2 protein-coding genes and 1 pseudogene are annotated in these 1842 nt (G+C 72.4%); 1 reads left to right on the forward strand and 2 read right to left on the reverse strand.

Annotated elements, in window-relative coordinates; genetic code table 11:
* Window positions 1–489 (reverse strand): annotated as a pseudogene (locus ACFFNX_RS49025) (hypothetical protein); the annotation flags it as partial.
* A gap of 498 nt (window positions 490–987) precedes the next feature.
* On the opposite strand from ACFFNX_RS49025, the gene ACFFNX_RS49030 reads away from it, so the two are divergent.
* Window positions 988–1341, forward strand: coding sequence for a BlaI/MecI/CopY family transcriptional regulator (locus ACFFNX_RS49030; RefSeq protein WP_378213334.1), 354 nt, complete (start codon window positions 988–990; stop codon window positions 1339–1341).
* Between the two features lie 2 nt (window positions 1342–1343).
* Here the strand turns inward: ACFFNX_RS49030 and ACFFNX_RS49035 are convergent.
* Window positions 1344–1842, reverse strand: a 499-nt coding sequence (locus tag ACFFNX_RS49035) for a hypothetical protein (RefSeq protein WP_378213335.1), incomplete at its 5' end; no start/stop codon positions are given.

Consider the following 1842-nt stretch of genomic DNA (forward strand, 5'->3'; position numbering starts at 1 on the left):
CCCGACCACGGCCACCGTCGTCGTCGCCGCGCAGGCCGGCAGGCCGCGGCGGGTGAGGTAACGGCAGGTGACGGCCGCGGTGCCGAGCCCGGCGGGCGCGAGCCGGTTCGCCGCCGCTCCGGCGAACTGCGCGCCGGTGATCTCCCAGATGCCGAGCCGGTCCGGCCGGGCGGACTCGGAGGCTCCGGAGGCGGTCGCCCGTACGCCGAGTGCCGATGTCAGATAGTGCAGCGCGGTGAGAGCCACGATCACCGGCACGAGCCCCCAGCGGATCCGCGCGGCGCCTTGGGAGACCCAGTCCGCCCCGTCCCAGAGTCCGCCCGCGACGTCGACGTCGGCGAGTCCCGCTCCGGTGAGCCCGAGGGCCAGACCGGCCAGGAGAAGCACCGCGACGAGCCATCCGCGGACCGGACCCCGCGCGCCGACGGACCCATCGGCCTGAATCGGCACGAGATCAGGCGGCTGCCGTACGAGGGCGCTTCGGCTCATGAACTCTAATGTCCCCTTAGCGGATCGACACCGATGAAACACGAGATGAAGAACGGGCACCCGGACCGCCGGGTCCGGGCCGACGAGGCGTCAGTGCCCGCCGGCGGTCAGTGGACCGGCGGGCGGGTCGCGATCGTGCGCGGTCCGCGTTGAGTCGGGCGACGGGCGACGCCGCACTGCTCGGTGGCCTTCGAACCGGTGCCGATTGGACTGCGGGCTCCTCGGCGGGTCGTTGCCGGTGTCGTCGCCGTCATGGCGACCGTCGGCCCGTACCGCGGCATTCGCACGTGTCCGTCCACCGCTCCCGTGTATCGCGACTGTACTACTACCCAGATAGTACAGGTGAGCTGCTGAGGCGGAGGACAAAAGGGCCACGGGCCTCGGCCGCCGGGCGTTCGGGCCGACGCGGCCGTCGCACGTCGCGCCGTACCGCGGAAGCGGAAGAGCTGATCAAAACAGGGCCCTCATATCCGGATGTACCACCGGTAAAGTGACCATATGACCGGAGGACGTCGAGGCGCCGGGCAGCTCGAGGCGGAGATTCTCCGCGTCCTGCACGCCACCGATCGGCCCCTCACGCCGTCCGAGGTCCAGGCGCGGATCGGCGGCGAGCTGGCCTACAACACGGTGCACACCATCCTGAAACGCCTCTGGGACAAGGAACTCGTCATCCGCGACGCCGAGGGCAGGCGCGGCGCCTACCTGCCGGCCAAGGACGCCACCGAACGGGCCGCCCAGGTCATGCACGAGGTCCTGCTCCGCGAATCCGACCGCGCCGCGGTGCTGCAGCGGTTCGTCACCGGCCTCGGCCCGGACGACGAGGAGATGCTGCGCCGCCTCCTCGCCGGCTGAGGCTAACTGCGCGGGGCGGCCGGTGGGCGTCGCGGGACGAAGATGCGCCACGTGCGGCCGGTCGGCGTGGTGAAGGTGTAGTGGTGCCACCCGTGGGTGTAGCGCGGGCGTACGTTGGTGTACTCCACGACGGCCAGGCGGGTGACGTTCGCCTGGGCCAGCAGGCCGGGCACGTTGGTGGACGCGTCGTTCCCGGCGATCTGCATCGATCGGCAGCCGGCGTAGAAGGCGAGCACGGGGGCCTGCTCACCCGCCAGCGTGCACGGGGCCCGTACGCCGAGGGAGCGCAGTTCGCCGGCGATGGCGCCGTAGTCCCGGCGCGCCTTGTACTGGGTGCGGACCATGTGGCCGAGGACGATCTGCTGGCCGCCCGCGTGTACGGCCAGGCCCGCGGCGACCACGCCGGCCGTCGCGAGCCGCCAGCGTCCCTGGCCCAGCGTCGCCGCGCCGCGTACGAGCTCCGCCGCGGGGATGGCCAGCAGCGCGTACGCCGGGATGAGG

Origin of the sequence: Actinoallomurus acaciae, from assembly GCF_042429965.1 — a bacterium.
Taxonomy (GTDB): domain Bacteria; phylum Actinomycetota; class Actinomycetes; order Streptosporangiales; family Streptosporangiaceae; genus Actinoallomurus; species Actinoallomurus acaciae.